General features: G+C 74.5%; 23 protein-coding genes. 9 read left to right on the plus strand and 14 right to left on the minus strand.

Annotation, left to right across the window (positions count from 1 at the left end):
- Positions 1-393 precede the first annotated feature (393 nt).
- The 5 genes from proC to ACIBIW_RS36505 form a co-directional block, all read right to left on the minus strand.
- Positions 394-1,200 (minus strand): pyrroline-5-carboxylate reductase, encoded by an 807-nt coding sequence (proC, locus tag ACIBIW_RS36485; RefSeq protein ID WP_399342807.1) that lies wholly within the window; start codon positions 1,198-1,200, stop codon positions 394-396.
- 114 nt (positions 1,201-1,314) lie between these two features.
- Positions 1,315-2,088, minus strand: coding sequence for an ABC transporter permease (locus ACIBIW_RS36490; protein WP_399342808.1), 774 nt, complete (start codon positions 2,086-2,088; stop codon positions 1,315-1,317).
- A complete protein-coding gene (locus ACIBIW_RS36495) occupies positions 2,085-2,918 on the minus strand; it encodes an ABC transporter ATP-binding protein (RefSeq protein WP_399342809.1) in 834 nt (277 codons plus the stop codon). Before ACIBIW_RS36495 ends, ACIBIW_RS36490 begins: the two co-directional genes overlap by 4 nt.
- A 193-nt stretch (positions 2,919-3,111) precedes the next feature.
- A complete protein-coding gene (locus tag ACIBIW_RS36500; RefSeq protein WP_399342810.1) occupies positions 3,112-3,864 on the minus strand; it encodes a class I SAM-dependent methyltransferase in 753 nt (250 codons plus the stop codon).
- 33 nt (positions 3,865-3,897) lie between these two features.
- On the minus strand, positions 3,898-4,452 hold the full coding sequence (locus ACIBIW_RS36505; protein WP_399342812.1) for an EamA/RhaT family transporter: 555 nt from the start codon (positions 4,450-4,452) through the stop codon (positions 3,898-3,900).
- A gap of 436 nt (positions 4,453-4,888) precedes the next feature.
- On the opposite strand from ACIBIW_RS36505, the gene ACIBIW_RS36510 reads away from it, so the two are divergent.
- Positions 4,889-7,102, plus strand: a complete 2,214-nt coding sequence (locus ACIBIW_RS36510; protein WP_399342814.1) for a PQQ-binding-like beta-propeller repeat protein — start codon at positions 4,889-4,891, stop codon at positions 7,100-7,102.
- A gap of 88 nt (positions 7,103-7,190) precedes the next feature.
- Here ACIBIW_RS36510 and ACIBIW_RS36515 read toward each other — a convergent pair whose 3' ends face one another.
- The 5 genes from ACIBIW_RS36515 to ACIBIW_RS36535 all read right to left on the minus strand — a co-directional run bounded on the left by ACIBIW_RS36515 (position 7,191) and on the right by ACIBIW_RS36535 (position 12,350).
- Positions 7,191-7,541, minus strand: coding sequence for an SH3 domain-containing protein (locus tag ACIBIW_RS36515; RefSeq protein WP_399342816.1), 351 nt, complete (start codon positions 7,539-7,541; stop codon positions 7,191-7,193).
- Positions 7,542-7,767: 226 nt separating this feature from the next.
- Positions 7,768-9,618: a dihydroxy-acid dehydratase gene (gene ilvD / locus ACIBIW_RS36520; protein ID WP_399342819.1), complete on the minus strand. Its 1,851-nt coding sequence runs from the start codon at positions 9,616-9,618 to the stop codon at positions 7,768-7,770.
- Between the two features lie 198 nt (positions 9,619-9,816).
- The gene (locus ACIBIW_RS36525) at positions 9,817-10,431 is read right to left on the minus strand and encodes a TetR family transcriptional regulator (RefSeq protein WP_399342820.1); all 615 of its coding nucleotides are present in this window, start codon (positions 10,429-10,431) and stop codon (positions 9,817-9,819) included.
- Positions 10,428-11,252, minus strand: coding sequence for a sugar phosphate isomerase/epimerase family protein (locus ACIBIW_RS36530; protein WP_399342822.1), 825 nt, complete (start codon positions 11,250-11,252; stop codon positions 10,428-10,430). The genes ACIBIW_RS36525 and ACIBIW_RS36530 overlap by 4 nt, the downstream gene beginning before the upstream one ends.
- A gap of 165 nt (positions 11,253-11,417) precedes the next feature.
- The gene (locus ACIBIW_RS36535; RefSeq protein ID WP_399342824.1) at positions 11,418-12,350 is read right to left on the minus strand and encodes a Ppx/GppA family phosphatase; all 933 of its coding nucleotides are present in this window, start codon (positions 12,348-12,350) and stop codon (positions 11,418-11,420) included.
- 71 nt (positions 12,351-12,421) lie between these two features.
- Here ACIBIW_RS36535 and ACIBIW_RS36540 point away from each other — a divergent pair, with 71 nt between their 5' ends.
- Positions 12,422-13,375, plus strand: a complete 954-nt coding sequence (locus ACIBIW_RS36540) for a hypothetical protein (RefSeq protein WP_399342826.1) — start codon at positions 12,422-12,424, stop codon at positions 13,373-13,375.
- A gap of 58 nt (positions 13,376-13,433) precedes the next feature.
- Here the strand turns inward: ACIBIW_RS36540 and ACIBIW_RS36545 are convergent, their stop codons facing one another.
- Both ACIBIW_RS36545 and ACIBIW_RS36550 read right to left on the minus strand, forming a co-directional pair.
- Positions 13,434-14,081: a hypothetical protein gene (locus ACIBIW_RS36545; protein ID WP_399342828.1), complete on the minus strand. Its 648-nt coding sequence runs from the start codon at positions 14,079-14,081 to the stop codon at positions 13,434-13,436.
- Positions 14,082-14,188: 107 nt separating this feature from the next.
- On the minus strand, positions 14,189-16,045 hold the full coding sequence (locus ACIBIW_RS36550; RefSeq protein WP_399342830.1) for a hypothetical protein: 1,857 nt from the start codon (positions 16,043-16,045) through the stop codon (positions 14,189-14,191).
- 283 nt (positions 16,046-16,328) lie between these two features.
- Here ACIBIW_RS36550 and radA point away from each other — a divergent pair, with 283 nt between their 5' ends.
- Positions 16,329-17,738, plus strand: a complete 1,410-nt coding sequence (gene radA, locus ACIBIW_RS36555; protein ID WP_399342833.1) for a DNA repair protein RadA — start codon at positions 16,329-16,331, stop codon at positions 17,736-17,738.
- Between the two features lie 65 nt (positions 17,739-17,803).
- On the plus strand, positions 17,804-18,928 hold the full coding sequence (gene disA, locus ACIBIW_RS36560) for a DNA integrity scanning diadenylate cyclase DisA (protein WP_399342834.1): 1,125 nt from the start codon (positions 17,804-17,806) through the stop codon (positions 18,926-18,928).
- Positions 18,929-18,977: 49 nt separating this feature from the next.
- Here the strand turns inward: disA and ACIBIW_RS36565 are convergent, their stop codons facing one another.
- Positions 18,978-19,805, minus strand: coding sequence for a hypothetical protein (locus ACIBIW_RS36565; RefSeq protein ID WP_399342836.1), 828 nt, complete (start codon positions 19,803-19,805; stop codon positions 18,978-18,980).
- Between the two features lie 430 nt (positions 19,806-20,235).
- Between ACIBIW_RS36565 and ACIBIW_RS36570 the strand changes: the two genes are divergently transcribed.
- From ACIBIW_RS36570 to ACIBIW_RS36590, 5 genes are all read left to right on the plus strand, one after another.
- A complete protein-coding gene (locus ACIBIW_RS36570) occupies positions 20,236-21,177 on the plus strand; it encodes an A/G-specific adenine glycosylase (RefSeq protein ID WP_399342838.1) in 942 nt (313 codons plus the stop codon).
- Positions 21,178-21,413: 236 nt separating this feature from the next.
- Positions 21,414-21,953 carry a SigE family RNA polymerase sigma factor gene (locus ACIBIW_RS36575; RefSeq protein WP_399342840.1) on the plus strand — a complete coding sequence of 180 codons (540 nt, stop codon included), beginning with the start codon at positions 21,414-21,416 and terminating at the stop codon, positions 21,951-21,953.
- Positions 21,941-22,621 carry a hypothetical protein gene (locus ACIBIW_RS36580; RefSeq protein WP_399342842.1) on the plus strand — a complete coding sequence of 227 codons (681 nt, stop codon included), beginning with the start codon at positions 21,941-21,943 and terminating at the stop codon, positions 22,619-22,621. Before ACIBIW_RS36575 ends, ACIBIW_RS36580 begins: the two co-directional genes overlap by 13 nt.
- 61 nt (positions 22,622-22,682) lie before the next feature.
- Entirely contained in the window at positions 22,683-23,399 is a 717-nt protein-coding gene (gene cseB / locus ACIBIW_RS36585; protein ID WP_399342844.1) for a two-component system response regulator CseB, read from the plus strand.
- Positions 23,396-24,952, plus strand: a complete 1,557-nt coding sequence (locus ACIBIW_RS36590; RefSeq protein ID WP_399342846.1) for a sensor histidine kinase — start codon at positions 23,396-23,398, stop codon at positions 24,950-24,952. The genes cseB and ACIBIW_RS36590 overlap by 4 nt, the downstream gene beginning before the upstream one ends.
- A gap of 229 nt (positions 24,953-25,181) precedes the next feature.
- On the opposite strand, the gene ACIBIW_RS36595 is transcribed toward ACIBIW_RS36590, so the two are convergent.
- On the minus strand, positions 25,182-26,186 hold the full coding sequence (locus ACIBIW_RS36595; RefSeq protein WP_399342849.1) for a hypothetical protein: 1,005 nt from the start codon (positions 26,184-26,186) through the stop codon (positions 25,182-25,184).
- Positions 26,187-26,416 lie beyond the last annotated feature (230 nt).

The following is a 26,416-nucleotide window of genomic DNA, read 5'->3' on the forward strand; positions in this document are numbered from 1 at the left end:
CACTGTTGAGTTCTCAAGGAACGGACACTTCCTTCGTACTCACCCACACTCAGCAGGCTTTCCTCCGGGCGCTTTCCCTTTCGGTGTCTCCGACTGTATCAGACTCTTTCGTTTGTCTGATTCCCCGTCAGCGGGATCTGTCTTCCCCGGCATTGACGGGTCCGACGGCGTGAGACTTTAGCGGAGACCGGCTCCCGAGGCTAATCGGGGTGTTCTTGCGAACACGGTTTCCTCATTCCGTATCGGCGCATGCCGAAGAGGCGACGGCGAGGCGCCGGTCTCGTGGATGGCTGATACGAATGCTGCCCGGGGACCGACTCGCGTCGGCGCTCACGTCGGACAGCCCGGAGAACGTTACGGAGCGGGCCTTGGCATGTCAACTTGCTTTCGGGCTCAAGCACCCGAGGCCAGGGCGCGGCTGCGGTCGCGGGCCGCTTCGAGCGCGGCGATGAGGGCGGCCCTGACGCCGTGGTTCTCCAGCTCGCGGATGGCGTTGATGGTGGTGCCCGCGGGCGAGGTGACGTTCTCCCTGAGCCTGACCGGGTGTTCGCCGCTGTCGCGGAGCATCACCGCGGCGCCGATGGCGGACTGGACGATGAGGTCGTGCGCCTTGTCCCGGGGCAGGCCGAGCAGGATTCCGGCGTCGGTCATCGCCTCGACGAGGTAGTAGAAGTAGGCGGGCCCCGAGCCCGAGAGCGCCGTCGCGGCGTCCTGCTGGGCCTCGGGGATGCGCATGGTCTTGCCGACGGCGCCGAAGATCTCCTCCGCGTGCGCGAGGTGTTCCGCGGTGGCGTGGGTGCCCGCGGAGATGACCGACATGGCCTCCTCGACCAGCGCCGGGGTGTTGGCCATGACCCGGACGACGGGGGTGCCCTGTGCGAGGCGCTGCTCGAAGAAGGATGTGGGGACACCGGCGGCGCCGCTGATCACCAGGCGGTCGGGCGGGGTGTGCGGGGCGAGTTCGTCGAGGAGGGCGCCCATGTCCTGGGGTTTCACCACGACGATCAGGGTGTCCGCGGACTTCGCCGCCTCCGCGTTGCTCGCGGGCGCGACGCCGTAACGCGTGCGCAGGTGCTGTGCGCGTTCCGCGCGGCGGGTGGTGACCATGAGGTCGCCGGGGGCCCAGCCGGCCCTGATCATTCCGCTGAGCAGTGCCTCGCCGAGCTTTCCGGCGCCGACCACCGCGACTTTCTGGCTCATCGACCGTGCCCTTCGGTGCTGTGTCGTCCCCGGCCATCCTCGCACCGGGCGCCCGGGCCACGGCGGCACCGTCCGCGGTTCGGACCCCTGCGCCGCCTGCGCACAGGACCCGTATCAGGGTGTACGGCGGCGCAGGGTGGTGGCGCCCAGGGCGAGGACGAGCAGGGCGCAGCCCGCGACGATCACGACGTCCCTGACGAAGTCGCCGGTGACGGTGGGGTGCAGCAGGACCTCGTTCATGCCGTGCACGGCGTAGGACATCGGCAGCACGTCGGAGATGCCCTCAAGGACCGGCTGCATGGTGCCGCGCGGTGCGAACAGGCCGCAGAGGAGGAGCTGCGGGAAGATCACGGCGGGCATGAACTGCACGGCCTGGAACTCGGAGGACGCGAACGCGGACACGAAGAGGCCGAGCGCGGTGCCGAGCAGCGCGTCGAGCAGGGCGACCAGGAGCAGCAGCCAGGGCGACCCCGTGACGTCGAGGCCGAGGCCCCACAGGGCGAGCGCGGTGGCCAGGGCCGACTGGACGACGGCGAGGGCGCCGAAGGCGAGGGCGTAGCCCGCGATCAGGTCGCCCTTGCCGAGCGGCATCGCCAGAAGGCGTTCCAGGGTGCCCGAGGTGCGTTCGCGCAGGGTGGCGATGGAGGTCACCAGGAACATGGTGATCAGCGGGAAGATGCCGAGGAGCGAGGCGCCGATGGAGTCGAAGGTGCGCTCGTCGCCGTCGAAGACGTAGCGGAGCAGGACGAGCATCACGCACGGCACGAGGATCATCAGCGCAATGGACCTGGGGTCGTGGCGCAGTTGCCGCAGCACCCGGCCCGCGGTGGCGAGGCTGCGGGCGGCGGACAGCGGGGCGAGCGGGACCCGCGGGACGTCGGTGGTCATCGCGCCGCCTCCGGCTTCGGTCCCGTGGGTGCTTGCGCCGCGGCCGGCTCGTCGTCGGCCGCCGCGGCCTCGTCGACGAGGCGCAGGAAGGCGGCCTCGACGGTATCGGTGCCGGTACGGCGGCGCAGGGCCTCGGGGGTGTCGTCGGCGAGCACGCGGCCCTCGCGCATCAGCAGCAGCCGGTGGCAGCGCTCGGCCTCGTCCATGACGTGCGAGGAGACGAGCAGCGTCACCCCGCGGCGGGCCGCGAGGTCGTGGAAGAGGTTCCACAGGTCGCGCCTGAGGACGGGGTCGAGGCCGACGGTGGGCTCGTCGAGCACCAGCAGCTCCGGGGTGCCGAGGAGGGCGACGGCGAGGGAGGCCCGGCCGCGCTGGCCGCCGGAGAGGCTGCCCGCGAGGGTGTCGGCGTGGTCTTCGAGGTCGACGTCGCGCACGGCGCGCCCCACGGCACGCGCGCGGCGCCCCGCGGCGGCCCTGCCGGGGTCGAGGACGGCGGCGAAGTACTCCAGGTTCTGCCGCACCGTGAGGTCGTCGTAGACCGACGGCGCCTGGGTGACGTAGCCGACGCGGGGGCGCAGCCGGGCGCTGCCCGCGGGGGCGCCGAGGACGTCGAGGGTGCCGGAGACCCTGGCCTGGGTGCCGACGATGGCGCGCATGAGGGTGGACTTGCCGCAGCCCGAGGGGCCGAGGAGGCCGGTGATCCGGCCGCGCGGCACGGTGAACCCGACGCCGTGCAGCACGGTGCGCGGGCCGCGTTCGACGGTGAGTCCTGCGGCGCGCACGGCCGGTTCGTGCCGGGCGCCAGGAGGGTCCGAGGTTTTATTCATCATGTGATGAATAATCCTCCGGACGGGTTCGCGGTGTCAAGCGGCGGCGCCCCCGCGGCCGGGGCGGAGGGCATGCGCGCGGGCACGCGGACGCCGCCGGAGGCGGGCGGGCCTGCGGCGGCGTCGGTGGGCGCTGCTGTGCGGTTGTGCGGTCGGTGCCTCCCGCGCGGGATCTCGGCGGGCGCCGACGCGCGCGTTATGCCGTCGGCGTGCGGGCGGTCAGGAGGTCGACGTAGTACGCCTCGGGCACCTCGCCGTCGGGGAACACGTCGAGCAGCGCGGCGCGCTCGGTGGCGAGGAAGGCGTGGGTGCGCTCCTCGCCCAGCACCAGGAAGTAGGAGTGGCTGGCGAGATTGGCCAGGTGGTGGTCGAGGGAGACGCGGCGGCTCCACCGGACCGCGCGGTGGACGAGTTCGAGGCCCGCGGCGTGGGTGTAGCGCTCGTGGGCGCCGTGCGCCCCGGCCTGCGGGCCGATGTGCCGGGTGATGCGCTCCGCCTGGTCGGCGACCCAGGGGACGGTCTCGTCCGACACGTTCCACCACAGGGCGAGCGTGCCGCCGGGGCGCAGCACCCGCAGCACCTCGGCGCCCGCCCGCTCGGGTTCCGTCCAGTGCCAGGACTGGGCGTAGGTGATCAGGTCGGCGGTGCCGTCGGCGAAGGGCAGGGCGTTGCCGTCGCCGCGTACGACGGGCAGCTCCGGGCGCTGGCGGTGGAGCTGCGCCGCCATCCCGGCGCCCGGCTCGACGCCGACGGCCCGCGCGCCCCGGCCTGCGAGCAGCCCGGTGGCGATGCCGGTGCCCGCGCCGACGTCGAGCACGCGTGCCCCGGCGAGCGGGCGCCCCGCGGCCTCCTCAAGGGCGTCGAGGAGCGCGGGCGGGTAGGGCGGCCGGTGGGCCGCGTAGTCCGCGGCTGCCGCGTTGAACGAGTGGGCCCGGGAGACAGTCGTCATACGGTCATGGTCGCACCGGGGCGCCCGCCCCGGTCAGCCCCGTTTTCCCCCGCGCGCACGGCCCGCGCCGCCGCGCCCGGTGCGCCGTTCGCGCCGTTGCCGCGCGGCCTCGTACGCGGCGCGGTGCAGGCCCTCGCCCGGCGCCTCGGCGAACGAGCGCAGGAAGTACGCGAGCAGGACGCCGACGAAGCCGAGGCCGAGGAAGCCGCGGGGCGAGCGCGGCCCCGCCGGTTCCGGGCGGCGGGTGAAGCCGCGCCAGGTGTGGTGCAGCGCCAGCGCCCCGCACACCGTGAACGCCCCCACCATCAGCGCGCCCAGATAGCCGGGGCCGCCCGGGACCACGAGCCCGTCGTAGGCGAACGTCAGCAGCAGGCAGCCCGCCGCCGCGCCCGCGAGCGAGCCGAGGGCGACGCCGACGCGGCGCAGCGCGTAGCCGCGGTCGTGGTGCAGCCAGGTCGTGCCGAAGAAGCGCAGCGGCTCGGGCGCGGGGCCACCGCCGTCCGCGGCCCCCGCCGCGCCTCCCGCACCGGCCGCCGCCCCCGCGCCCTCCGCGGCTGCCCTGTCCTCCGCGACTCCCCTGTCCCCCACGTCCCCCGTATCCGGACGTCTCCGCATCACCGCGTCACCGCGCCCTCACCTCGTCGCGTCGTCACGCCTTCACCTCATCGCCTCGTCGCCTCGTCACGGTCCTCATGTCCTCCCGATCTCTCTCCCGCGCCCTCGCGGCAGGTGCGGCCCGTGGCCCGATCGTTCACGGTATCTCCGCTTTCCCCACACATAGACGGTTTTCAGTGGTACGTGTTGTCCTGCCCCGGCACGTCCCTCGGCCGCGTACCGACGTGGCACGGGCGGGCTTCGCGCCGGGTCGTGCGCCCCCATGCGCCGTCGGCGGGCGTCGCTCCCCGCCCTGGCGGCCGAGCGCGGGGTCGGCGGCGGGTGCCGGGGGAGCGCACGCGGGCGGAGGGGCGTGCGAGGGACCCGCTAGTTTGGGGTGCACGAGAGCGTGAGCGGGGGAGGGTCAAGAGTGCGGCTCCGCGCGGGAGATCCGGCAGAGATCGGTGGTTACCCGGTCGAGGCACGCCTGGGCGCGGGCGGGATGGGCACGGTGTTCCTCGGCCGTACGGCGTCCGGGCGGGCGGTCGCGGTCAAGCTGATCCACCAGCAGTTCGCGGACGACGACGAGTTCCGCACCCGCTTCAGACAGGAGGTCGCGGCGGCGCGGCGGGTCAGCGGCGCGTTCACGGCCGCGGTGGTGGACGCCGACACCGACGGCGCCCACCCCTGGATGGCGACCACGTACATCAAGGGCCCGACGCTTGCCGAGCGCATCACCGGGGAAGGGCCGCTCGACGGGCGGCAGTTGCGGACCCTGGCGATCGGGCTCGCGGAGGCGCTGCGCGACATCCACAGGGCGGGCGTGGTGCACCGCGACCTGAAGCCGTCGAACGTGGTGCTGTCGCCCGACGGGCCGAGGGTGATCGACTTCGGGATCTCCAGGGCGGCGGGGCACCAGACGCTGACGATGACGGGCCGGGTGATCGGGACGCCGCCGTTCATGTCGCCGGAGCAGTTGCAGTCGCCGCGGGACGTGGGCCCGTCGTCCGATGTGTTCTCGCTGGCGACGCTGCTGGTGTACGCGGCGACGGGGCAGGGTCCCTTCGACGCGGACAGCCCGTACATGACGGCGTACCAGGTGGTGCACGAGGCGCCCGCGCTCGCGGCGGTGCCCGCGCCGCTGCGGGCGGTGGTGGAGCCGTGCCTGGCCAAGGACGGCGCCGGGCGGCCCTCGGCCGACGCGCTGCTCACGCGGCTGCGGGCGCTGCCCGATGACCTGACGACCCCTCGGGAGAGAGACAGCGGGGAGCCGGGAGGCGCCCGGGTGGCGGCGAGCGGCCCGGGACTTGATGAAACGACTCACCGCTCACGGCGCAGGCCGCGCGGCGCCATGGCTGGGCTCGGCAGGAGGTGGCGGCGCAGCCTCGTGGTGGCGCTCGCGGTGGTGGCGATCGGCTCCGGGGTCGCCCTGCTCTCCTCCGTGAACAGGGACGAGGGGCCGGGCCGTCCGGCGGGCAGCGATGGTTCGACGGCGGTGGCCCAGGCGCCGCCGCCCGGCTTCCACCCGTGGAACCGCGCGCTGCACGGGGGCGGCGGCATCCAGGACGAGGTGCGGTGCGTGCCGAGCGGCGACTCGGTGTACTGCGGCGGCGGTGGCGTGCTCGCGGCCAGGCTGCGGGCGGCCGACGGCAAGGCGGTGTGGCAGGTGCCGAGCCCGGGTGTGCCGGTGCAGGGGGTGCATCTGGTGGGGGTGGCGGACGGCACCGTGCTCGGTTACCGGATCTCCGCGGACGTCACCGAGCCGGTGCAGGTGGTGGCGGTGGACGCGCACAACGGGCACGAGCTGTGGTCGGCGCCGCTGAGCACCAGGTCGGCGGCGTTCACGGGCCGCCCGCAGGACGCCGTGCTGCTCGGTTCCGAGGTGCTGTCGGTGGACGAGTCGCGCAGCAGGATCGAGGCGCGGCGGGCCCGCGGCGGCGACCTCATATGGAAGGCGCGGTTCCCGAAGGGCTCCGAGTGCGTGCCGTTCGCCACGGGATCGCGCCTGTTCGCGCTGTGCGCTCCGGAGGGCGAGGTGGAGTCGGCGACGGTGCGGCATGTGTCGGTCAGGTCGCTCGACACCGGCAGCGGGGCGCTGGGCGATCCGGTGGAGGTGACGGGCCGGCTGCGGCCCATGGGGATGGCGGGCGACGGCTCGCTCGTGCTGCTGCGCGCCGAGGGCCCCGCCACCGGCGAGGGGGGACTCGACGGCTTCACACAGATCGTGCGCGTCGACCCGGACGGCCAGTCACGGTCCGCCACCGCCGCGCTCGGGTCGTACGGTCATACGAACGCGGGGATGAGGAACGGGACGCTGTACTTCGCCGGGGCCGAGGGCCGGGTGACGGCGGTGGACCCGCTCACCGGCGCGGAGAAGTGGACGACGCAGACCGGGGTGGAGTCGGCGTCGGGGCCCGTACTCGCCGACGGGATGCTGTACTTCAGCTCCGCGAGCGGCCGGGTGGCCGCGCTCGACGAGCGGGGCGGGCGGCTGCGGTGGACCACCGAGGCGCGGTACGAGACCCCGGCGGCGGGCGAGGTGGACGCGTCGCCGCGGGTGGCGGTGGCACGCGGGGCGCTGGTGGTGGCGGCGGGCGGCAACGCGGTGTTCGGTTTCGAGACGGCCGATCCGCCCGGGCGGTGAACCCCCCTCCCCGGGCGGCGGCGGACGCGAGCGGCACACGCGCGTGTGCGGCCGGTCGGCCGCCACGCGCGCGTGCCGGTGCGCCGGGTCAGCAGCGCGGCGCCACGTAGCCGTCGCTTCCGGTGCGGATGTAGGTGTCGGTGACGTAGCGGCCGCTGCCGATACGGTCCCAGATGCGTGAGGTGCCGAGCGGTCCCGTGATGGTCTGGCCGTCCTTCTGGCAGCCGATGGAGACGTAGGTGCCCGCCCTGAGGGCGCCGACGACGCCGTAGCCGAGGCCGGGGCCCGAGCGGACGTTGACGTCGTAGGCGACCTCGTAGACCGTGGCGGCCGAGGCGCCGGAGGCCGGGGCCTCCGCGGACTCGACGACCGCGGTGCCCGGCTCCGGCGCGTCGCCCTCGGCGGGTACGTCGGACGCGGGGATGGTGCTGTCGCTCATCTGCTTGGTTCCTCCCCCAGGAGCACGGCACGCCGTCGCGTGCCGATTCACGACTTCGGGGCCCGGGTCCCGTGGTGCCGTCCCGTGCGCGTTCGACTCGTGCTCATACGCACTCAGGTGTCCCCGGTGTCCCTCGTGTCAGGGAAAAGGACGCCCCCCGCGGCGGGGTGGTTCCCTTCCGCGGGGGGTGTGGGCGCGTGGCCGTGCGCCGGGGTGCGCGGGGCGCTCAGCCGAGCCTGGAGACGTCGCGCACGGCGCCCTTGTCGGCGCTCGTCGCCATGGCGGCGTAGGCGCGCAGCGCGGTGGATACCTTGCGCTCGCGCGCGGCGGGCGCGTAACGGCCGCCGATGGCCGCCTCGCGGGCGCGCAGGGTGGCGTCGTCCACCAGCAACTCGATGGAGCGGTTGGGGATGTCGATGCGGATGCGGTCGCCGTCCTCGACGAGCGCGATGGTGCCGCCGGAGGCCGCCTCCGGCGAGACATGGCCGATGGACAGGCCCGAGGTGCCGCCGGAGAAGCGGCCGTCGGTGACGAGCGCGCACGCCTTGCCGAGGCCGCGGCCCTTCAGGTACGAGGTCGGGTAGAGCATCTCCTGCATGCCGGGGCCGCCCCTGGGGCCCTCGTAGCGGATGACGACGACGTCGCCCTCCCTGACCTGCTTGGCGAGGATCTTCTCCACCGCCTCCTCCTGGGACTCGCAGACCACGGCGGGCCCCTCGAAGGTCCAGATGGACTCGTCGACGCCCGCGGTCTTCACGACGCAGCCGTCGACGGCGAGGTTGCCGCGCAGGATGCCGAGGCCGCCGTCCTTGGAGTAGGCGTGGTCGATGTCGCGGATGCAGCCGCCCGCGGCGTCCGTGTCCAGCGACTCCCACCGCTCGGACTGCGAGAACGCCTCGGCGGAGCGCACACAGCCGGGCGCCGCGTGCCACAGGTCCACGGCCTCGGCCGAGGGGGCGCCGCCGCGCACGTCCCAGGTGTCGAGCCACGCCTTGATGGACGGGGAGTGCACGCTGTGCACGTCGTCGTTGAGGAGCCCGCCGCGGTACAGCTCGCCGAGGATGGCGGGGATGCCGCCCGCGCGGTGCACGTCCTCCATGTAGTACGTGGTGGTGGGGGCGGCGTTGGGGGCGACCTTCGCGACGCAGGGGACCCGCCGGGAGAGCGCGTCGATGTCGGTGAGGTCGTAGCCGACCCCCGCCTCCTGGGCGGCCGCGAGCAGGTGCAGGATCGTGTTGGTGGAGCCGCCCATGGCGATGTCTAGCGCCATCGCGTTCTCGAACGCGGCGTGGGTGGCGATGTTCCGCGGCAGCACGGAGTCGTCGTCCTGCTCGTAGTGCCGCCTGGCGAGGTCCACGACCGCGGCGCCCGCGCGCTCGTAGAGCGCCTTGCGCGCGGTGTGGGTGGCGAGCACCGAGCCGTTGCCCGGCAGGGCGAGGCCGATGGCCTCGGTGAGGCAGTTCATCGAGTTGGCCGTGAACATGCCGGAGCAGGAGCCGCAGGTCGGGCAGGCGTTCTCCTCGATACGGAGCATGTCCGCGTCGGAGACCGCCTCGTTCGCGGCGTCCGACATCGCGTTGATCAGGTCGAGCTTGCGGACGGTGCCGTCGACGAGGGTGGCGCGGCCGGCCTCCATGGGGCCGCCGGAGACGAAGATCGTGGGGATGTTCAGCCGCAGGGCGGCCATCAGCATGCCCGGGGTGATCTTGTCGCAGTTGGAGATGCAGATGAGCGCGTCCGCGCAGTGCGCCTCGACCATGTACTCGACGGAGTCGGCGATCAGGTCGCGCGAGGGCAGCGAGTAGAGCATGCCGCCGTGGCCCATCGCGATGCCGTCGTCGACCGCGATGGTGTTGAACTCGCGGGGCACGGCGCCCGCCGCCTGCACCGCATCGCTGACGATCCTGCCGACCGGCTGGAGGTGGGTGTGGCCCGGCACGAACTCGGTGAAGCTGTTGGCCACCGCCACGATCGGCTTGCCGATGTCCGCGCTCGCTACCCCGGAGGCCCGCATCAGGGCGCGGGCGCCCGCCATGTTGCGGCCGTGGGTGACTGTGCGGGACCTCAGCTCGGGCATCGTCGCTCGCTCCTTCGGGGCCCTGCCGGGTCCCGTCTCAGGCAAAGGGTGTGACGCGCCCGAGCCTACGCCGCCGATCCAGGATCCGGGCAGTCCGTCCGCTATGCGGGACCAAGCTTCCGGAAGCGCGGGAGCGGCGTGCGCGGGGGGCGTGCGCCACCGGGCGCCGTGGGCGCCGTGGGCCGCGTGGGCGCCCCGTCACGCCCCCGTCAGATGCCACTGCACCACCGGTGCGAGTCGGCCGACGACCGTTTCCACCGGGGCCGACGCCAGCGGCTGGACCCCGATCACATAGCGCAGGAAGGCGGCCCCGACGAGCTGGGAGGCGGCAAGCTCGGCGCGCAGCTCGGCGTCGGCCGGGGCGAGCTGGTCGGCGATGCGGCGCAGGAGCTGGTTCGCGACGAGTTCGCGGAAGACGGCCGCCGCGGTGTCGTTGTTCAGCGCCGAGCGCATGATCGCGAGCAGCGGGCCGCGGGTCTCCGGGCTCTCCCAGACGCCGAAGAAGAACCCCGTGAGGCGCTCCCCCGCCTCCTCGGGCCGCGCCCCCACGTCGACCTCCGCGGCGGCCGAGAGCGCGGGCGCGAGCGCGACCTGCACGGCCGCCGCGAACACGCCCTCCTTGGTCCCGAAGTAGTGGTGCACGAGCGCGGGGTCGACATTCGCCGCCTTGGCGATGCCGCGTACGGAGGTCCTGTCGTAGCCCTGCTCGGCGAAGACCGCGCGCGCGGTGTGCAGGATGCGGTCCCTGGTGGCGGGCTCGCCCTCGGCGGGCCGCGGCGGGCGGCCCCGGCGCCTTGGCGCGGCGTCCGTCATGCGCGCGGCACCCGCAGCGCGGAGGCGAGGTGCAGCCGGGTGTACGCCAGGGCCTCGGCGAGGTCGGCCTCGCGCTCCGCGCTCGACATGGCGCGGCGGGTGTTGACCTCCACCACCACATGGCCGTCGAAACCCGAGGTCGCCAGGCGTTCCAGGAGCTGTGCGCAGGGCTGGGTGCCGCGCCCCGGCACCAGGTGCTCGTCCTTGGCGGAGCCCGCGCCGTCCGCGAGGTGCACGTGCGCGAGCCGGTCGCCCATGCGGTCGACCATCGCGAGGGCGTCGGTGCGGGCGGTGGCGGTGTGCGAGAGGTCGACGGTGAAGTGCCGGTAGTCGTCGTGGGTGACGTCCCAGTCGGGCGCGTAGGCCAGCATCTCGCGGTCGCGGTAGCGCCAAGGGTACATGTTCTCGACCGCGAAGCGCACGTCCGTCTCGCCCGCCATCCGCCAGATCCCGCGGACGAAGTCGCGGGCGTACTGCCGCTGCCAGCGGAACGGCGGGTGGACCACGACGGTGCTCGCGCCGAGGCGCTCGGCGGCGGCCCTGGCGCGGGTCAGCTTGGTCCAGGGGTCGGTGGACCAGACCCGCTGGGTGATCAGCAGGCAGGGGGCGTGCACGGCGAGCACGGGGACGCCGTGCCGGTCGGCGAGGGCGCGCAGCGCGTCGATGTCCTGGCTGACGGGGTCGGTCCAGACCATGACCTCGACGCCGTCGTAGCCGAGGCGCGCCGCCATCTCGAAGGCGGTCGTCGTCGACTCCGGGTACACCGAGGCCGTCGACAGAGCGACCTTCGCATCCGGAATGCGCACGACGGGTTCTGCCACGGGGACAGCGTACGGGGCGCCCCCGGCGCGGTGGGAAGCCCGGGTTCGCGACGGCGGGCGTTCCCGGCCGCGACGGCGGGCACGCGCGCGTGGCGGCCGGTCGCGCGCGCCGCGCGCGTGCCGCTCATCTCATCCCGTGCGCATGTGTCATCCCGTGCGCATGTGTCATCCCGTGCGCATGTGGTCGAGGCGGCGCAGGATGACGCCCTCGCGCAGCGCCCAGGGGCAGATCTCGGCGGCGTCCACCCGGAACAGGTCCATCGCGGCCTCCGCGACGAGCGCCCCCGCGAGCAGTTGCCCGGCCCTCCCCTCGGAGACGCCGGGCAGTTCGGCGCGCTCCGCGGTGGTCATGCAGGTGAGCTTCGGCACCCAGTTCTCCAGCGAGGCGCGCTTCAGCTCCCGCTGCACGTACAGGCCCTCCCCCGACCGGGCGGCGCCGCAGATCCTGGCGAGCTGCCGGAACGTCTTGGAGGTGGCGACGACGTGGTCCGGCCTGCCGAAGCGGCTGAACTCGCCGACGGTGCGCGCGATCTCCGCCCGCACATGGCGGCGCAGCGCCCGTACGTCCGCGGCGTCGGGCGGATCGCCCGGCAGCCGGTCGGCGGTGAGGCGGCCCGCGCCGAGGGGCAGCGAGACGGCCGCGTCGGGCTCCTCGTCCATGCCGTAGGCGATCTCCAGGGAGCCGCCGCCGATGTCGAGGACCAGCAGCCGCCCGGCCGACCAGCCGAACCAGCGGCGCGCGGCGAGGAAGGTGAGCCGCGCCTCCTCCGCGCCGGTGAGCACCTGCAGTTCCACGCCCGTCTCGCGGCGCACCCGGTCGAGTACCCGGTCGGCGTTGTCCGCCTCCCGCACCGCCGAGGTGGCGAACGGCAGCAGGTCCTCCACGCCCTGGTCCTCGGCGGCCTGGAGCGCGGTGTGGACCGTCTCGACGAGCAGCCCGACGCCCGGCTCCCCTATCGCGCCCCGCTGATCACGTAGCTGGGCGAGGCGCAGCTCCGACTTGTGCGAGTGGGCGGGCAGCGGACGCGCGCCCGGGTGCGCGTCCATCACCAGCAGGTGCACCGTGTTCGAACCCACGTCGAGGACCCCGAGTCTCATACCGGGAACGCTACGCGCCCGGCGCGGCCCGCCGCCCGGATACTCGGCGCGGGGCCGCATACCCTGGGGACGTGCCCAAGACGAAAAAGGCGAAGGTCGGCAATCCGGCCGATTCCGCCACACTCACCGACAACTCACCACTCGCCGACTCCTCCCCCGCGCCGGACGGCGGCAGCGGCAAGGGCGGCCGGGACGCCAAGGGCGGCAAGGGCCGCACATCCCGGGTGGGCAGGCCGCGCCGCGGCAAGTCGCCCGCCGAGCCCGACGAGCAGGGCCTCGACTTCCCCAGGCTCTGGGTGGAGTTCCCCGACCCCGCGGACGAGGACCAGGTCTTCCGCTGCGACCTGACCTGGCTGACGTCGCGCTGGCACTGCGTCTTCGGCGACGGCTGCCAGGGAATCCAGGAGGGCCGCGCGGACGACGGCTGCTGCACGCTGGGCGCGCACTTCTCCGACGAGGACGACGAGAAGCGCGTCGCCGGGCATGTGAGCAGGCTCACGCCCGACATCTGGCAGCACCACGCGGTGGGGACCGCGTCCGGCTGGGTGCAGGAGGCCGACGACGGCGACGGCGGGAGCGAGCGCCAGACCCGCCGCCACGACGGCTCGTGCATCTTCCAGAACCGCCCGGGCTTCCCCGGCGGCGCGGGCTGCTCGCTGCACATCCTGGCGCTGCGGGAGGGCCGGGAGCCGCTGGAGACGAAGCCCGACGTGTGCTGGCAGCTCCCGGTGCGGCGCACGTACGACTGGGTGGACCGCCCCGACGACACCCAGGTGCTGCGGATCTCCATCGGCGAGTACGACCGCAGGGGCTGGGGCCCCGGCGGCCACGACCTGCACTGGTGGTGCACCTCGGCGCGGTCGGCGCACGGCGCGGGCGATCCGGTGTACGTGTCCTACCGGGCGGAGCTGACCGAGCTGATGGGCCCCGAGGGCTATGAGCGGCTGGCGGAGCTGTGCGCGGAGCGGGAGGCGCCGGGCCCGCTGCTGCCGGTGCCGCACCCCGCGGACGCGGTGCGGGCGTAGCGCCTTTCGGCTGGATCATGGCGGCCTCGCGCGCGGGCGGCGCCCCGCGGGCCCGGCTTCAGCCCTTGCGCCTGCGGAACCAGCGGCGTCCGCCGCCCGCGGCGGGGCCATCGAAGGGCGCCCTCGCCTTGAAGCCGTCGTCGAGGCGGACGCTGGGGGCGATGCGGCGCAGCGCGGCGCGCACCCGGGTCAGCGGGTGGTCGGGGAAGTCGGCGTCGTACTCCTCCAGGTCGGCGATGTGGTACGGCAGCCCGCCCGTGACGTCGGCCCCGTACGGGTGCGGCAGCAGGTAGTTCTCCGGGCCGGCCTTGACGAGGGTCATCGCCTCGCGGACGCCTGTGGTGCCCTCCTCCGCCGCCTGCACCTTCACGACGGTGCTGCACGTCGCGCGCGGCAGCGTCCAGGAGCCGATGAAGCCGAGGCCGTGTTCGCGGCCCGGCAGCCGCACCTTGATGAGCTGCTGCACGGCGGGCACCGAGTCGAGCGCCGTGACCCGGGCCTCGACGAGGCAGGCGCCGCGCGCCGCGACGCCCTTGGCCAGCGCGTTGAGGAGCCGGTCGGGCTCGGCCAGGGGCGCGGGCAGGTCGGGCACGAGGTCGATGAACTGTGCGGTGAGCACGAGTCCTTCGGCGCTCGTCCAGGTGCCTGGCTCGCGCTCGGTGAACCCGTTGAGGTCCAGGGCGGTGACGGGTGTGCCGGAGTCCATGGGCCGACTCTTGCACCGGCCGCTCCCGGGTCGCCACCCCCTGCGCGGTCCGCGGCGGTTTCCCGCCGTGGGGCCCCTGAGGACGGTGCGGCGGTGCGGCGGTGCGCTCAGTGCCGTCCGGCCCGGTGGCGGCCCCCCGAGTGGCCGGGGGCGGTGGGGTCGCCCGACGCCGAGCCGGGCGGCGCGGACGACGAGGGCGGCTGCGAGGTGGGGTCGTCCGAGCCCGTGTCGGAGGGCGGCGGGCTTGTGGGGTCGTCCGTGGTCGGGTCGTCGTCCGGGGGGCTCGTGGGCGTGGTCGCGCTCGGGGTGGGGTGCGGGCGGGGGTGCCCGCCGTGCCCGGGGTGGTGGCCCGGGGGCCGCCGCCCGCCCTGGCCCGACACCCCGACGACGGCGCCCGAGGGCGCGACGGCGATCCGCGCCTCCCAGGCACCGCGCGGCTCGCGCCGCCGGTCGACGCGGACCAGCACCCGCGCGGAGTCGCCGGGGCCGAGGGTGCCCGAGGCGGCGCTCAGCCGCAGCCAGGGGGCGCCGGTGCGCAGCGACCAGCGCACCGGCTCGTCACCGCGCGCGGTGAGCGTGATGACGGTGGCGCCGCGCGCGGCGCCCGCGGTGACGGTGAGGCCGCCGCCCGCGCCGTGCGAGGGTCCTCCCGGCTCGACGACGGCGACCGAGACGCCGTCGGGCGACTGACCGCCGCCGGGGGCGTGGCCGTCGGGGCTCGCGTTGCCCGCGTTCTGCCAGTCGTACGAGGTGCCGTGCCGCCCGCCGTCGCGGCCGCCCGCGCCGTCGGTGCCCTGGGCGGTGACGGAGGGCCCGCCCTTGCCCTCGCCCGTGCTCGGGGCGCCGCGGCCCGTGGCCCACAGCGCGAGCGGTGCGGCGATCACGGTGGCGACGACGGTGGTGGCCATCGCGCGGGTGCGCAGCCGCTCGCGGCGGGCCGCGGTGTCCTTGGGGTCGACGGGGAAGCCCTTGCGGTCGTAGCGCGGCCCCGTGCCCCGCGCGCGTGGGGCGCGCGCCATGGCGCGGCGCAGGGCCGCGCGCGGGGCGTCGAGCAGCGGCAGCGTCGCGGGGGTGACGGTGGTGCCCGGCCAACTGCCCGTGGTGGTGCGCTCCGCGGTGCGGCGGCAGCGGGGGCAGTCGTCGACGTGCCGCACCAGCTCGCGGCGCAGGGCGGCGCCGAGTAGCCTGCCGCCCTCGCCGGTGAGCCGGGCGGCGCCCGGGCAGCCGCCGTTCTCCACGACGAGCAGGGCGGCCCTGGTGCGCTCGATCTCGCAGGCGGCGGAGGCAAGCAGCTCGCGGGTGGCGACCGGGCCCATGCCGAGGACGGCCGCGACCTCGTGCGGCGCGAGCCGGTGACGCACCGCCAGTTCGAGCGCCTCGCGCTGCTCGGGGGAGGTGCCCGCGGCCTCCGGCCAGGCGAGCTGGGCCAGTTCCGCGAGGCGGCGCTGGCGCTCGGGGTCGTCGGGCGACGGGGTCCTGCGCCCCGGGGTGTCCGCGAACGGGCGCCCGCCGGAGGGCGCCTGGCGCGCGGGGCCCTCCCCCGAGCGCTCGCGCGGTCCCGGCACGGCGCTCCCGCGCGCGGGGTCGCCGCCCGCGCCGTCACCGCGCTCCGCCCGCGCCGCGCGTCCGCCCTGGGCCGCGTGCCTGGCGGGTCCCGGCTCGCCCAGCTTGCGCACGCAGGCCCAGCGGGCGAGCGCGTAGAGCCAGGCCCTGCGGTCGGACTCGGCGGCCGGGGCGCGGCCGCCGCGGCGCTCGGCCTGCGCCAGGGCCTCGCCGAGCGCCGCCGTCGCGGCGTCGTGGTCGCACAGGACGGACAGACAGTAGGTGAAGAGTCCGTCCAGGTGTGCCTCGTAGGACGCGGGCGGGCGTCGGGGGGTGGGCCGGGGCTCCGCACGCCGCCCCGCGTCGCGGTGCGCCCGGTGTGCGCCGGTCGTGTGCATGGGGGTTTCCGGACTGCTGCTCATCACCCATGCGACCGTAGGTGGGCCATGCGGAATCCTTCCGGCACCTTGAGCACATTTACTTCTAACGGGTGACTTCATCCCTCAAAAGGGGACATGGAGTTGCGCCGGACCGCTCAAGGCCCGTACCGAACTGCCCAACGCGCGTACACGCGAAAGGTGTCGGGCGGCGGCACCGATCGGATTGATCGGACTGATCGGACCGATGCGATTGATCGGACCGATCCGGGCGGGCGGGCCGACCGGGCCGGGCGGGCTGTCGGTGGGGCCCGCTACGGTTTCGGGCATGGCTGCCCGTACGAAGTCCACCAAGGAACGGCCGTCGTACCGCTGCACCGAGTGCGGCTGGCAGACGGCCAAGTGGCTCGGCCGCTGTCCCGAGTGCCAGGCGTGGGGCACGGTGGAGGAGTACGGCGCGCCCCCGGTGCGCACCACCACCCCGGGCCGGGTCACCACGTCCGCGGTCCCCATCGGCCAGGTCGACGCCCGCCAGGCCACCGCGCGCGGCACGGGCGTGCCCGAGCTTGACCGGGTGCTCGGTGGCGGCCTCGTGCCCGGCGCCGTGGTGCTGCTCGCCGGTGAGCCCGGCGTCGGCAAGTCCACGCTGCTGCTCGACGTCGCCGCCAAGGCCGCGGGGCCCGGCCACCGCACGCTGTACGTGACGGGCGAGGAGTCCGCGAGCCAGGTCAGGCTGCGCGCCGACCGCATCGGCGCGCTCCACGACGACCTGTACCTGGCCGCGGAGACCGACCTGTCCGCGGTGCTCGGGCACCTGGACGCGGTGCAGCCGTCCCTGCTCGTCCTCGACTCGGTGCAGACGGTCGCCTCCCCCGAGATCGACGGCGCGCCCGGCGGCATGGCGCAGGTGCGGGAGGTGGCGGGGGCGCTGATCAGGGCGTCGAAGGAGCGCGGGATGGCGACGCTGCTCGTCGGCCATGTCACGAAGGACGGCGCCATCGCGGGGCCCCGGCTGCTGGAGCACCTGGTGGACGTGGTGCTGCACTTCGAGGGCGACCGGCACGCGCGCCTCAGGCTGGTGCGCGGCGTGAAGAACAGGTACGGCACCACGGACGAGGTCGGCTGCTTCGAGCTGCACGACGAGGGCATCACGGGCCTCGCCGACCCCTCGGGCCTGTTTCTGACCCGGCGTGCCGAGCCGGTGCCCGGCACCTGTCTGACCGTCACCCTGGAGGGCCGCAGGCCGCTGGTCGCCGAGGTGCAGGCGCTCACCGTCGACTCGCAGATCCCCTCGCCGCGGCGCACCACGTCGGGTCTTGAGACGTCCCGGGTGTCGATGATGCTCGCCGTGCTCGAACAGCGCGGGCGGATCACCGCGCTCGGCAAGCGCGACATCTACTCGGCGACGGTCGGCGGGGTGAAGCTGTCCGAGCCCGCCGCCGACCTCGCGGTGGCGCTCGCGCTCGCCAGCGCCGCCAGCGACACCCCGCTGCCGAAGAACCTGGTGGCGATCGGGGAGGTGGGGCTCGCGGGCGAGGTCAGACGGGTCACCGGGGTCCAGCGCAGGCTCTCGGAGGCGCACAGGCTCGGCTTCACGCACGCGCTCGTACCGACCGATCCCGGGCGGATTCCGGACGGTATGCGGGTGCTTGAAGTGGCGGATGTGGGGGACGCGCTGCGCGTCCTGCCGAGGGGACGTGCGCGGGAGGCCCCGCGCGTGGCCGAGGAGCGCCGGTAGACTTTGCCCCGGTCTTGCCCATCCGTACGAACGCAGCGCAGGCCAGAACCGCTACCGGAGGAGACATGGCAGCCAATGACCGGGCCTCGGGGCCCGGCAAGACCGCCGGAGGCTCCGGCGCAGACGGGCTGATGCGTGCCTCACTGAGCGCCGTCGCGCCGGGTACCGCGCTCCGCGACGGCCTGGAGCGCATTCTCCGCGGCAACACCGGGGGGCTGATCGTCCTCGGCTCCGACAGGACCGTGGAGACGATGTGCACCGGCGGCTTCGTGCTCGACGTCGAGTTCACGGCGACCCGGCTGCGGGAGCTGTGCAAGCTCGACGGCGCGCTGGTGCTCGACAAGGACATCACCAAGATCCTGCGGGCCGGGGTGCAGCTCGTGCCCGACCCGACCATCCCCACCGAGGAGACCGGCACCCGGCACCGCACGGCCGACCGGGTCAGCAAGCAGGTCGGGTTCCCGGTGGTCTCCGTCTCCCAGTCGATGCGCCTGATCGCGCTGTACGTCGGCGGGCAGCGCAGGGTGCTGGAGGACTCGGCGGCGATCCTCTCCCGCGCCAACCAGGCCCTCGCCACCCTGGAGCGCTACAAGCTCCGCCTCGACGAGGTCGCGGGCACGCTCTCGGCGCTGGAGATCGAGGACCTGGTCACGGTGCGGGACGTGACGGCGGTCGCGCAGCGCCTTGAGATGGTGCGCCGTATCGCCACGGAGATCGCGGGCTACGTGGTGGAGCTGGGCACGGACGGGCGGCTGCTCGCCCTCCAGCTCGACGAGTTGATCGCGGGGGTGGAGCCGGAGCGCGAGCTGGTCGTGCGCGACTACGTGCCCCAGCCGACCGCCAAGCGCGCCCGCACGGTGGACGAGGCGCTGGCCGACCTCGACTCGCTCTCCCACGCCGAGCTGCTCGAACTGCCCACGGTCGCCCGCGCCATGGGCCACACCGGCTCCCCCGAGACGCTGGACTCCGCGGTGTCGCCGCGCGGGTTCCGGCTGCTCGCGAAGGTGCCGCGGCTGCCGGGGGCGATCATCGACCGGCTCGTGGAGCACTTCGGCGGCCTCCAGAAGCTGCTCGCCGCCAGCGTGGACGACCTCCAGACGGTCGACGGCGTCGGCGAGGCGCGCGCCCGCAGCGTCCGCGAGGGCCTGTCACGGCTCGCGGAGTCCTCGATCCTGGAGCGCTACGTGTAGCCGCCGGGCCCGGGCGGCGCCCGGGCCCGGTGCCACGGCCGGTGACGCCCTAGTCCTTGGCCAGGACGAACGAGGTCTGGAGCTTGGCGAAGCCGCCGGGCGCCCTGGCCTCGACGAGGTAGGTGCCCGCGGGGGCGCTGCGCACGGCGGGCTTGCCGCAGTGCGGGGCGCTGCCCTCGCGGTCCCACTCGACGGTCCTGGTGATGCTGCTGCCCGCGGGGACCTTCAGCATCAGGCTGCCGCCGTCCTCGGGGCAGTCGTCGGAGGCCCAGACCTGGTCGTCGGACTTGGTGATGGTCAGCACGGTCTTCTCGGGGCCGAGGTCCAGCTTGCAGTCGGCCGCCGACTTGTTCGTCGCGGTCAACCGGAGCTTGGGGCGCTGGCCCGACTCGTAGGTGTTGGTGGTGGCCCGGAAGGAGAGCGAGACCGCGTCAGGGGTGCAGACGGGCAGGCTCGACCCGGCGGGCACCCGGTCGCCCGCGCCGCCCGTGCCCGAGCCGCCGCCGGCGCCGCCGCCACCGTCGGAGCCGCCCGCGGAGCCGCCGTCCGAGCCGCTCGCACCGCCCGCGCCGCTGGACGAGCCGCCCGAGCCGCCGTCGGAGCCGCCCTTGCCGCCGTCACCGCCGCCGCCCGACTCGTCCCTGCCACCCGGGTGTTCGCTTATCGCGGGACCCGAACTCGATGGCCCCGGCGTGATCGAGGGCGCGGGATGCTTGCCGTCGGAGTGTCCGGCCTGGCCCTTGCCGCCGTCGCCGCCCATGCTGACCAGCCACACGACGAGCAGCGCCACGATGACGACCGCGGACGCGATGACTGCCCTCCGTCGCCAGTAGATGGACGAGGGAAGCGGCCCGACCGGATTGCGCAGAGAACCCACGGCCCAAACCTTACGAGAGATTGACCCGTTCGCTCGCCCACCCGCCGCTCTGCACCCCAACTTTTGCGGATCATCATCCTGGTTGTGACACAGCGGTCGCCAAAAACCGCGCTCCGGTCGAACTCCGTTGCCCCTCGGCCCCGTTCGATCATGCCCCGCGGCACCACCGGCGCCCGATCCGGAAGCCGCCATTCCCTCCGAGGCGTTCGTATCGTGAACGCGCCCCCGTTGAGCGCCCCCTGGCAACCCGGCGTGCGCCCCCCGTTCCGGGGAGTCACCGAAGAGCCGCGCGCCACCCGGGCCTTCCGTGCACCGTCCCCTCGCGGTCCCGCGCCGCTCTCCCGTGATTCCCCCGTACGCGACAACCACCCGGCCGCCGCGGCCGTGTATGCCGGGGAGGCGCCACCGCACGTGGGAGGATCGAAACGTCATGACTGCGCCACTTCAGAGCACCCCGCCCTCCGCGTCCGTCCCGGCTCCCGGCACCGAGACCGACGCGCACCGTCTCCTGCACCCTCCCGTCATCGCCTGGTTCCGGGAGAACGCGCGCGACCTGCCGTGGCGGCGTCCCGAGGCGGGCGCCTGGGGCGTCATGGTCAGCGAGTTCATGCTCCAGCAGACCCCGGTCAACCGGGTGCTGCCGGTCTACGAGCAGTGGCTCGCGCGCTGGCCGCGCCCCGCCGACCTGGCCACCGAGGCCCCCGGCGAGGCGGTACGCGCCTGGGGCCGGCTCGGCTACCCGCGCCGCGCGCTGCGGCTGCACGGCGCCGCGGTCGCCATAGCGGAACGGCACGGCGGCGACGTACCGGCGCAGCACGCGCAGTTGCTCGCGCTGCCCGGCATCGGCGAGTACACCGCCGCCGCGGTGGCGTCGTTCGCGTACGGGCAGCGCCACCCGGTGCTCGACACCAACGTCAGACGGGTGCTGGCCAGGGCCGTGACCGGCTCCCAGTTCCCGCCGAACGCGACGACGGCCGCGGAGCGCAAGCTGGCCCGCACCCTGCTGCCCGAGGACGACGCCACGGCGGCGAGCTGGGCCGCGGCCTCCATGGAGCTGGGCGCGCTGATCTGCACCGCCAAGAACGAGGACTGCGCGCGCTGCCCCATCGCCTCGCTGTGCGCCTGGCGGCTCGCGGGCAAGCCCGAGCACCAGGGCCCCACCAGGCGCGCGCAGACCTACGCGGGCACGGACCGCCAGGTACGCGGCAAACTCCTCGCCGTACTGCGGGAGTCCGCGGGCCCCGTGCCGCAGTCCGCGCTCGACCGGGTGTGGCACGAGCCGGTGCAGCGGGCCCGCGCGCTCGACGGACTCGTCGCCGACGGCCTCGTGGAACCGCTGCCAGGACGCCTCTACCGCCTCCCGCACACCTGACAGGTCCCGCCCGCCCCCGCACACCGCCCCCCGGCTTAGCCCCTCCTTACATCTGTTACACAACCGATGGGCGCCCGTGCACCCGCCGCGCGCCCGTACGCACAACCCCGTGACAACCCCCTCGTAACGTCGGCCCCGTACCCGGGCGAAGACCGAAGCCCGGCACGGGACAGGACGACGAGCACGCCCCGGCACCTCACGTGCCGGGGCGTCGGGTCGAGGCGGAGGGGCACGACATGGCACAGGGGCAGGTGCTCGCATTCGAGGAGTACGTCCGCACCCGGCAGGACGCGCTGCTGCGCAGCGCCCGGCGCCTGGTGCCCGACCCGTTCGACGCCCAGGACCTCCTTCAGACGGCGCTCGTGCGCACCTACCGCCGCTGGGAGGGCATCGCCGACAAGAGCCTCGCCGACGCCTATCTGCGCCGCGTCATGATCAACACCAGGACCGAGTGGTGGCGGGCGAAGAAGCTCGACGAGGTCCCCACCGACGAGGTGCCCGAGGCGCCCGTCGACGACCCGACAGAGCAGTACGCGGACCGCGCCCTGCTCGTGGACGTGCTGAACGTGCTCACTCCCCGGCAGCGCCGGGTCGTGGTGCTGCGACACTGGGAGCAGATGTCCACGGAGGAGACCGCCGCCGCCCTCGGTATGACGGTGGGAACGGTCAAGAGCGCGCTGCACCGCGCCCTCGCCAGGCTCCGCAGGGAGCTGGAGGCGCGGGCCCTTGAGGCGGGCGCGCTGGAGCGTGAGGAGCGGGAGCGGTGCGCGGCCTGAGGAGCAGCCCCGCGCGGCGCGCGGTCATGACGCGCGCCGCGCTGATCTGCGCGGCCGTCGCCGCCCTCGGCTCCGCCGCCGCCTGCTCGGCCGGCGGCATGGGCGCGAGGGACGAGGGCCCGGCACGCACCGCGCCCTACGCCACCCCGTCCACGCCGCCGAGCAGCCCGCCGAGCAGCAGCGCCTCGGTCGCCCCCGCCCCCACGGCGCGCATCGACGGGGTCAAGCTCGTCATGAGCGACCCCAGGGCCAGTATCAAGATCAAGAAGGAGCTGCGGCCCTGCGACGCCAACGGCTACCCCGTCGACGTCTCCTACGGCTCCCTCACGGACAGCCCGGGGGGCGAGGTCGTGGTCAACGTGATGACCTGCGACGCGATCAGCCTCGGCACCTATGTGTACCGGCCCTCGGGGGAGTCGGACGGCGCGCGCTACGAGGACATCTTCCGGGAGGAGGAGTCCCCGGTGTACGCGACCATCGACCGGGGGGACCTGGTGGTCCGCAAGAAGGTGTACGAGCGGGACGACGAGGTCGCCTACCCGTCGGGCGAGGACGTCATCGTCTACCGCTGGTCGCGCTCCACGAAGCGCTTCGCGGAGCAGACCAGGACGCACAACGACTACAGCAGGGCGGTGGGCGAGGCCTCGCCCACCACGGGTGACAAGTGACACGTAGCGGACCGGCGGGCGGGCCCGAGTCCTGCCGGGCAGGGGAGGACAGCGGATTCGGATGGCAGAGCAGACCCACGTCCTGTTCGTCGAGGACGACGACGTCATCCGCGAGGCCACCCAGCTCGCCCTGGAACGCGACGGCTTCGTGGTGACCGCCATGCCCGACGGACTGCGCGGCCTCGCGGCGTTCCGGGCCGACCGGCCCGATATCGCGCTGCTCGACGTGATGGTGCCGGGGCTCGACGGCGTCAGCCTCTGCCGGCGCATCAGGGACGAGTCCACCGTCCCGGTGATCATGCTGTCGGCCCGCGCGGACAGCATCGACGTCGTACTCGGCCTGGAGGCGGGCGCGGACGACTACGTGACCAAGCCGTTCGACGGCGCGGTGCTCGTGGCCCGCATCCGCGCGGTGCTGCGACGCTTCGGGCACGCGCTCGGACCCGGGCGCGCGGCCGCGCCGAGCGGCGCACGGGCCGCGGGGCCCGCCGCGGGCGCCCTGGTCTTCGGCGATCTGCGGGTGGACACGGAGGGCATGGAGGTACGGCGCTCGGGGCGCCCCGTGGCGCTGACCCCGACCGAGATGCGGCTGCTGCTGGAGTTCTCCACGGCGCCCGGCACCGTGTTCTCCCGCGACCGGCTGCTGGAGAGGGTGTGGGACTACGGCTGGGGCGGTGACACCCGGGTCGTGGACGTCCATGTGCAGCGGCTGCGCACGAAGATCGGCCAGGACCGTATCGAGACGGTCCGCGGCTTCGGCTACAAGCTGAAGGCGTGAGCGCGTCCGACGGCGGGGCCGCCGGGGCGCCCGCAGACGGCAGGCAGGACGTACGCCGTGGCCGCGACGGGCGCGAGGCACGGGGCGGGCGGCTGCGGTCCCGGCTCGGGGGGCGGCTGCGGCCGCGGCTGCGCACCGGGGTGCGCTGGAAGCTGAGCGCGGCGATCGCGCTGGTGGGGGCGCTGGTGGCGCTGGCGCTCAGCCTGGTCGTGCACAACGCGGCGCGGGTGTCCATGCTGGACAGCGCGCGGGACGTGCAGGACGAGCGGGTGCAGTTCGCACAGCGGATATACGAGTCGACGGGCGACCTCCAGTTCGGCGCGAGGGTGGACGATCCCGCGCTGCCGAAGGCGCTGCGGGACAAGGTGCGCGAGGGCCGCAGGGCGACCTATGTGGCGTCCTCGGACGGCTCGGACGACTCGAACGGCTCGGACGCCTCGGACGACCGGTCGGGCGGCCACGGCGGGGGCGGCGCGGGCGGCGCTCACAGCACCGACGACGCGGACGGCTCCGCGGGCGGCTCGCCCGACATCTGGGCGGCGGTGCCGGTGAAGGGCGGCAAGGTCCTGTCGCTGCACACCGGGCTCACCGACGGCAGCACCACCGTGATGCGCGACCTCGACCAGGCGCTGATCCTCGGCTCCATCTCGGTGGTCTTCGGCGGCTGCGCGCTCGGTGTGCTCATCGGCGGGCAGCTCTCCCGGCGGCTGCGGAAGGCCGCGGCGGCGGCGGGCGAGGTGGCGCAGGGGCGCACCGACGTACGGGTGCGGGAGGCGATCGGCGGGGTGGTCAAGGACGAGACCGACGACCTCGCGCGCTCCGTGGACGCCATGGCCGACGCGCTGAAGCAGCGCCTTGAGGCGGAGCGCCGGGTGACCGCCGACATCGCCCACGAGCTGCGTACCCCGGTGACGGGCCTGGTCACGGCGGCGGAGCTGCTGCCGCCCGGGCGGCCGAGCGAGCTGGTGAAGGACCGGGCGCAGGCCATCAGGACGCTGGTCGAGGACGTGCTTGAGGTGGCGCGCCTCGACAGCGCGGCGGAGCGTGCGGAGCTTCAGGACATCCTGCTCGGGGAGTTCGTGGCGCGCCGGGTCGCCGTGCTCAGCCGGGAGGCGACGGTGCGGGTGGTGCGGGAGTCGGCGGTCACCACGGACCCCCGCCGCCTCGAACGCATCCTCGGCAATCTGCTGGCCAACGCCGCGCGGCACGGTGAGCCGCCGGTCGAGGTCACGGTCGACGGGCGGGTGGTACGGGTGCGCGACCACGGCGTGGGCTTCCCCGAGGAGCTGATCGCGGAGGGCCCGAGCCGTTTCCGTACGGGCAGCTCGGACCGTGCGGGCCACGGGCACGGCCTGGGGCTGACGATCGCGGCGGGCCAGGCCCGGGTGCTGGGCGCGCGGCTGACCTTCCGCAACGTCCTGCCCGAGGCGGCGCGGGTCCCCGCGCGCGGCGGTGACGGGGGCGGTGGCGCGGCGGGCGCGGTGGCCGTGCTCTGGCTCCCCGAGCACGCCCCCACGAACACGGGGAGCTTCCCGGTGCTCGCGGGGTCGTGAGGGGCGCGAGCGGCGCGGTGTGACGGGGCGCGCTGCGGCCCGATGGCTGTGGCCGGGAGGGGGGCCTAGGTCGTGTCGTTTGGATCTTCGTGGACCAGGGTGCGGCGTCAGATGCGGTGCATCGCAAGGCGGAGGATCGTCCTCGTACTGGGCGTACGTGGACGTTCCGACAACGCGGCGAGGTGCCGTAGCTGGCGTCGCACCCCCGCGAAGATCCGAACGACACGACCTAGTAGCCGAGGGCCCGGCGCAGGCCCATGTCGTGGTGCTTGCGCAGCCGGTACAGCTCCCAGCCCGACAGCGCCGTCACCGACACCGGGGCGCCGAGCAGGAAGACGATCCGGGCGAGGGCCGGGACCTCGGCGTTGTCGTTGTTGATCACGTCGAGCGCGGCCATCACCCACACCAGCAGGATCGCGAGGACGGGCGGCAGCACCTCGTGGATGTCGGCGGTGCGGAACACGTGCATGAGGCAGAGCCCGATCCCGTACAGGGCGAAGCCGAGCGACCACGCGCAGAGGACGACGAGGACGATCATGCCGGGGACCCCGATGGCGTGGCGGAAGCCGGTGGTCGCCGAGTCGGGCGCCATGGCGAGCGGGAACGTGGCCATGGACCCCATCAGCGCCGCCACCGCCCCGAAGGGCTTCAGGGACCTGCGCAGGTAGAGCCGGCGCAGCGGGCCCCGCGCCGCGCACGCGAACAGGGCGATCACGAACGGGAAGGCGCACACGAGGACGAGGGTGCTGATCCAGCTCTCGTCGAACTTGTCGCTCGCGACGGACTCGGCGCCCTTGGCGCTGTCGACCGGCTTGTACGACATCGTCAGCACGAGCCAGGCGGCGATGCCGAGCCCGGTCCGCCACATCTGGAGCTTGCGTACCGTCAGGTCCTCGACGGCGGGGCGCGAGGGGCGGAAGGCCCGCTGGGCGGCGTACAGGGGGTTGTAGACGCACTTGAGCACCTGCTGCGCGCGTGTCAGCGGCGGCCGGGGCGGCAGCGGGGACGGCGGCTGCGGGCCGCCGCCGTACGGCTGCGGCGGGTACGGGTTCCAGCCCTGCGGCGGCGCGGGCGCGGGCGGGTGGGGCGCGCCGCCGGGGCCCGCGGGGTACGGGGGCTGTCCGGGCCGGAGGTGGGGCTGGTGGCCGGGGACCGGGCCCGGCTGCCCGCCGGGTCCATGGACGGGGCCTGGTCCTCCGGGCGGACCCCAGTGACTGCTGCCGTGCGTGCTCATGCCGTGCGCCCCCCGATGTCCGGTCCGTGCCGTGCGCGGCGGGTTCGCACCGCCCCCGCCCGGCATGCGGCGCGATCCTATCCAGCCCGGGGGCCCTAGGGGGTGTTGCGAAAGTGGCGTCGTTCGCCCGGAGGGCGGGCCGGGCGGCGTTCGGTGCGTGCGATCGCAAGGCGGTGGGGGCACCCCCGGGCCCTCAGGGCCCAGGGGGAGGTCGCCCTCGTACTGGGCGT

This window comes from Streptomyces sp. NPDC050560, from assembly GCF_044457285.1.
GTDB lineage: Bacteria > Actinomycetota > Actinomycetes > Streptomycetales > Streptomycetaceae > Streptomyces.

Bases quoted from the DNA above. Each gene is read 5' to 3' on its own strand.
- radA (WP_399342833.1), top strand. From the start codon at position 16,329: ATGGCTGCCCGTACGAAGTCCACCAAGGAACGGCCGTCGTACCGCTGC.
- proC (WP_399342807.1), bottom strand. From the start codon at position 1,200: ATGAGCCAGAAAGTCGCGGTGGTCGGCGCCGGAAAGCTCGGCGAGGCA.
- ACIBIW_RS36595 (WP_399342849.1), bottom strand. From the start codon at position 26,186: ATGAGCACGCACGGCAGCAGTCACTGGGGTCCGCCCGGAGGACCAGGC.
- ACIBIW_RS36495 (WP_399342809.1), bottom strand. From the start codon at position 2,918: ATGATGAATAAAACCTCGGACCCTCCTGGCGCCCGGCACGAACCGGCC.
- ACIBIW_RS36575 (WP_399342840.1), top strand. From the start codon at position 21,414: ATGGCACAGGGGCAGGTGCTCGCATTCGAGGAGTACGTCCGCACCCGG.
- ACIBIW_RS36570 (WP_399342838.1), top strand. From the start codon at position 20,236: ATGACTGCGCCACTTCAGAGCACCCCGCCCTCCGCGTCCGTCCCGGCT.
- ACIBIW_RS36535 (WP_399342824.1), bottom strand. From the start codon at position 12,350: ATGAGACTCGGGGTCCTCGACGTGGGTTCGAACACGGTGCACCTGCTG.
- ACIBIW_RS36550 (WP_399342830.1), bottom strand. From the start codon at position 16,045: ATGAGCAGCAGTCCGGAAACCCCCATGCACACGACCGGCGCACACCGG.
- ilvD (WP_399342819.1), bottom strand. From the start codon at position 9,618: ATGCCCGAGCTGAGGTCCCGCACAGTCACCCACGGCCGCAACATGGCG.
- ACIBIW_RS36545 (WP_399342828.1), bottom strand. From the start codon at position 14,081: ATGGACTCCGGCACACCCGTCACCGCCCTGGACCTCAACGGGTTCACC.
- disA (WP_399342834.1), top strand. From the start codon at position 17,804: ATGGCAGCCAATGACCGGGCCTCGGGGCCCGGCAAGACCGCCGGAGGC.
- ACIBIW_RS36525 (WP_399342820.1), bottom strand. From the start codon at position 10,431: ATGACGGACGCCGCGCCAAGGCGCCGGGGCCGCCCGCCGCGGCCCGCC.
- ACIBIW_RS36500 (WP_399342810.1), bottom strand. From the start codon at position 3,864: ATGACGACTGTCTCCCGGGCCCACTCGTTCAACGCGGCAGCCGCGGAC.
- ACIBIW_RS36490 (WP_399342808.1), bottom strand. From the start codon at position 2,088: ATGACCACCGACGTCCCGCGGGTCCCGCTCGCCCCGCTGTCCGCCGCC.
- ACIBIW_RS36515 (WP_399342816.1), bottom strand. From the start codon at position 7,541: ATGAGCGACAGCACCATCCCCGCGTCCGACGTACCCGCCGAGGGCGAC.
- cseB (WP_399342844.1), top strand. From the start codon at position 22,683: ATGGCAGAGCAGACCCACGTCCTGTTCGTCGAGGACGACGACGTCATC.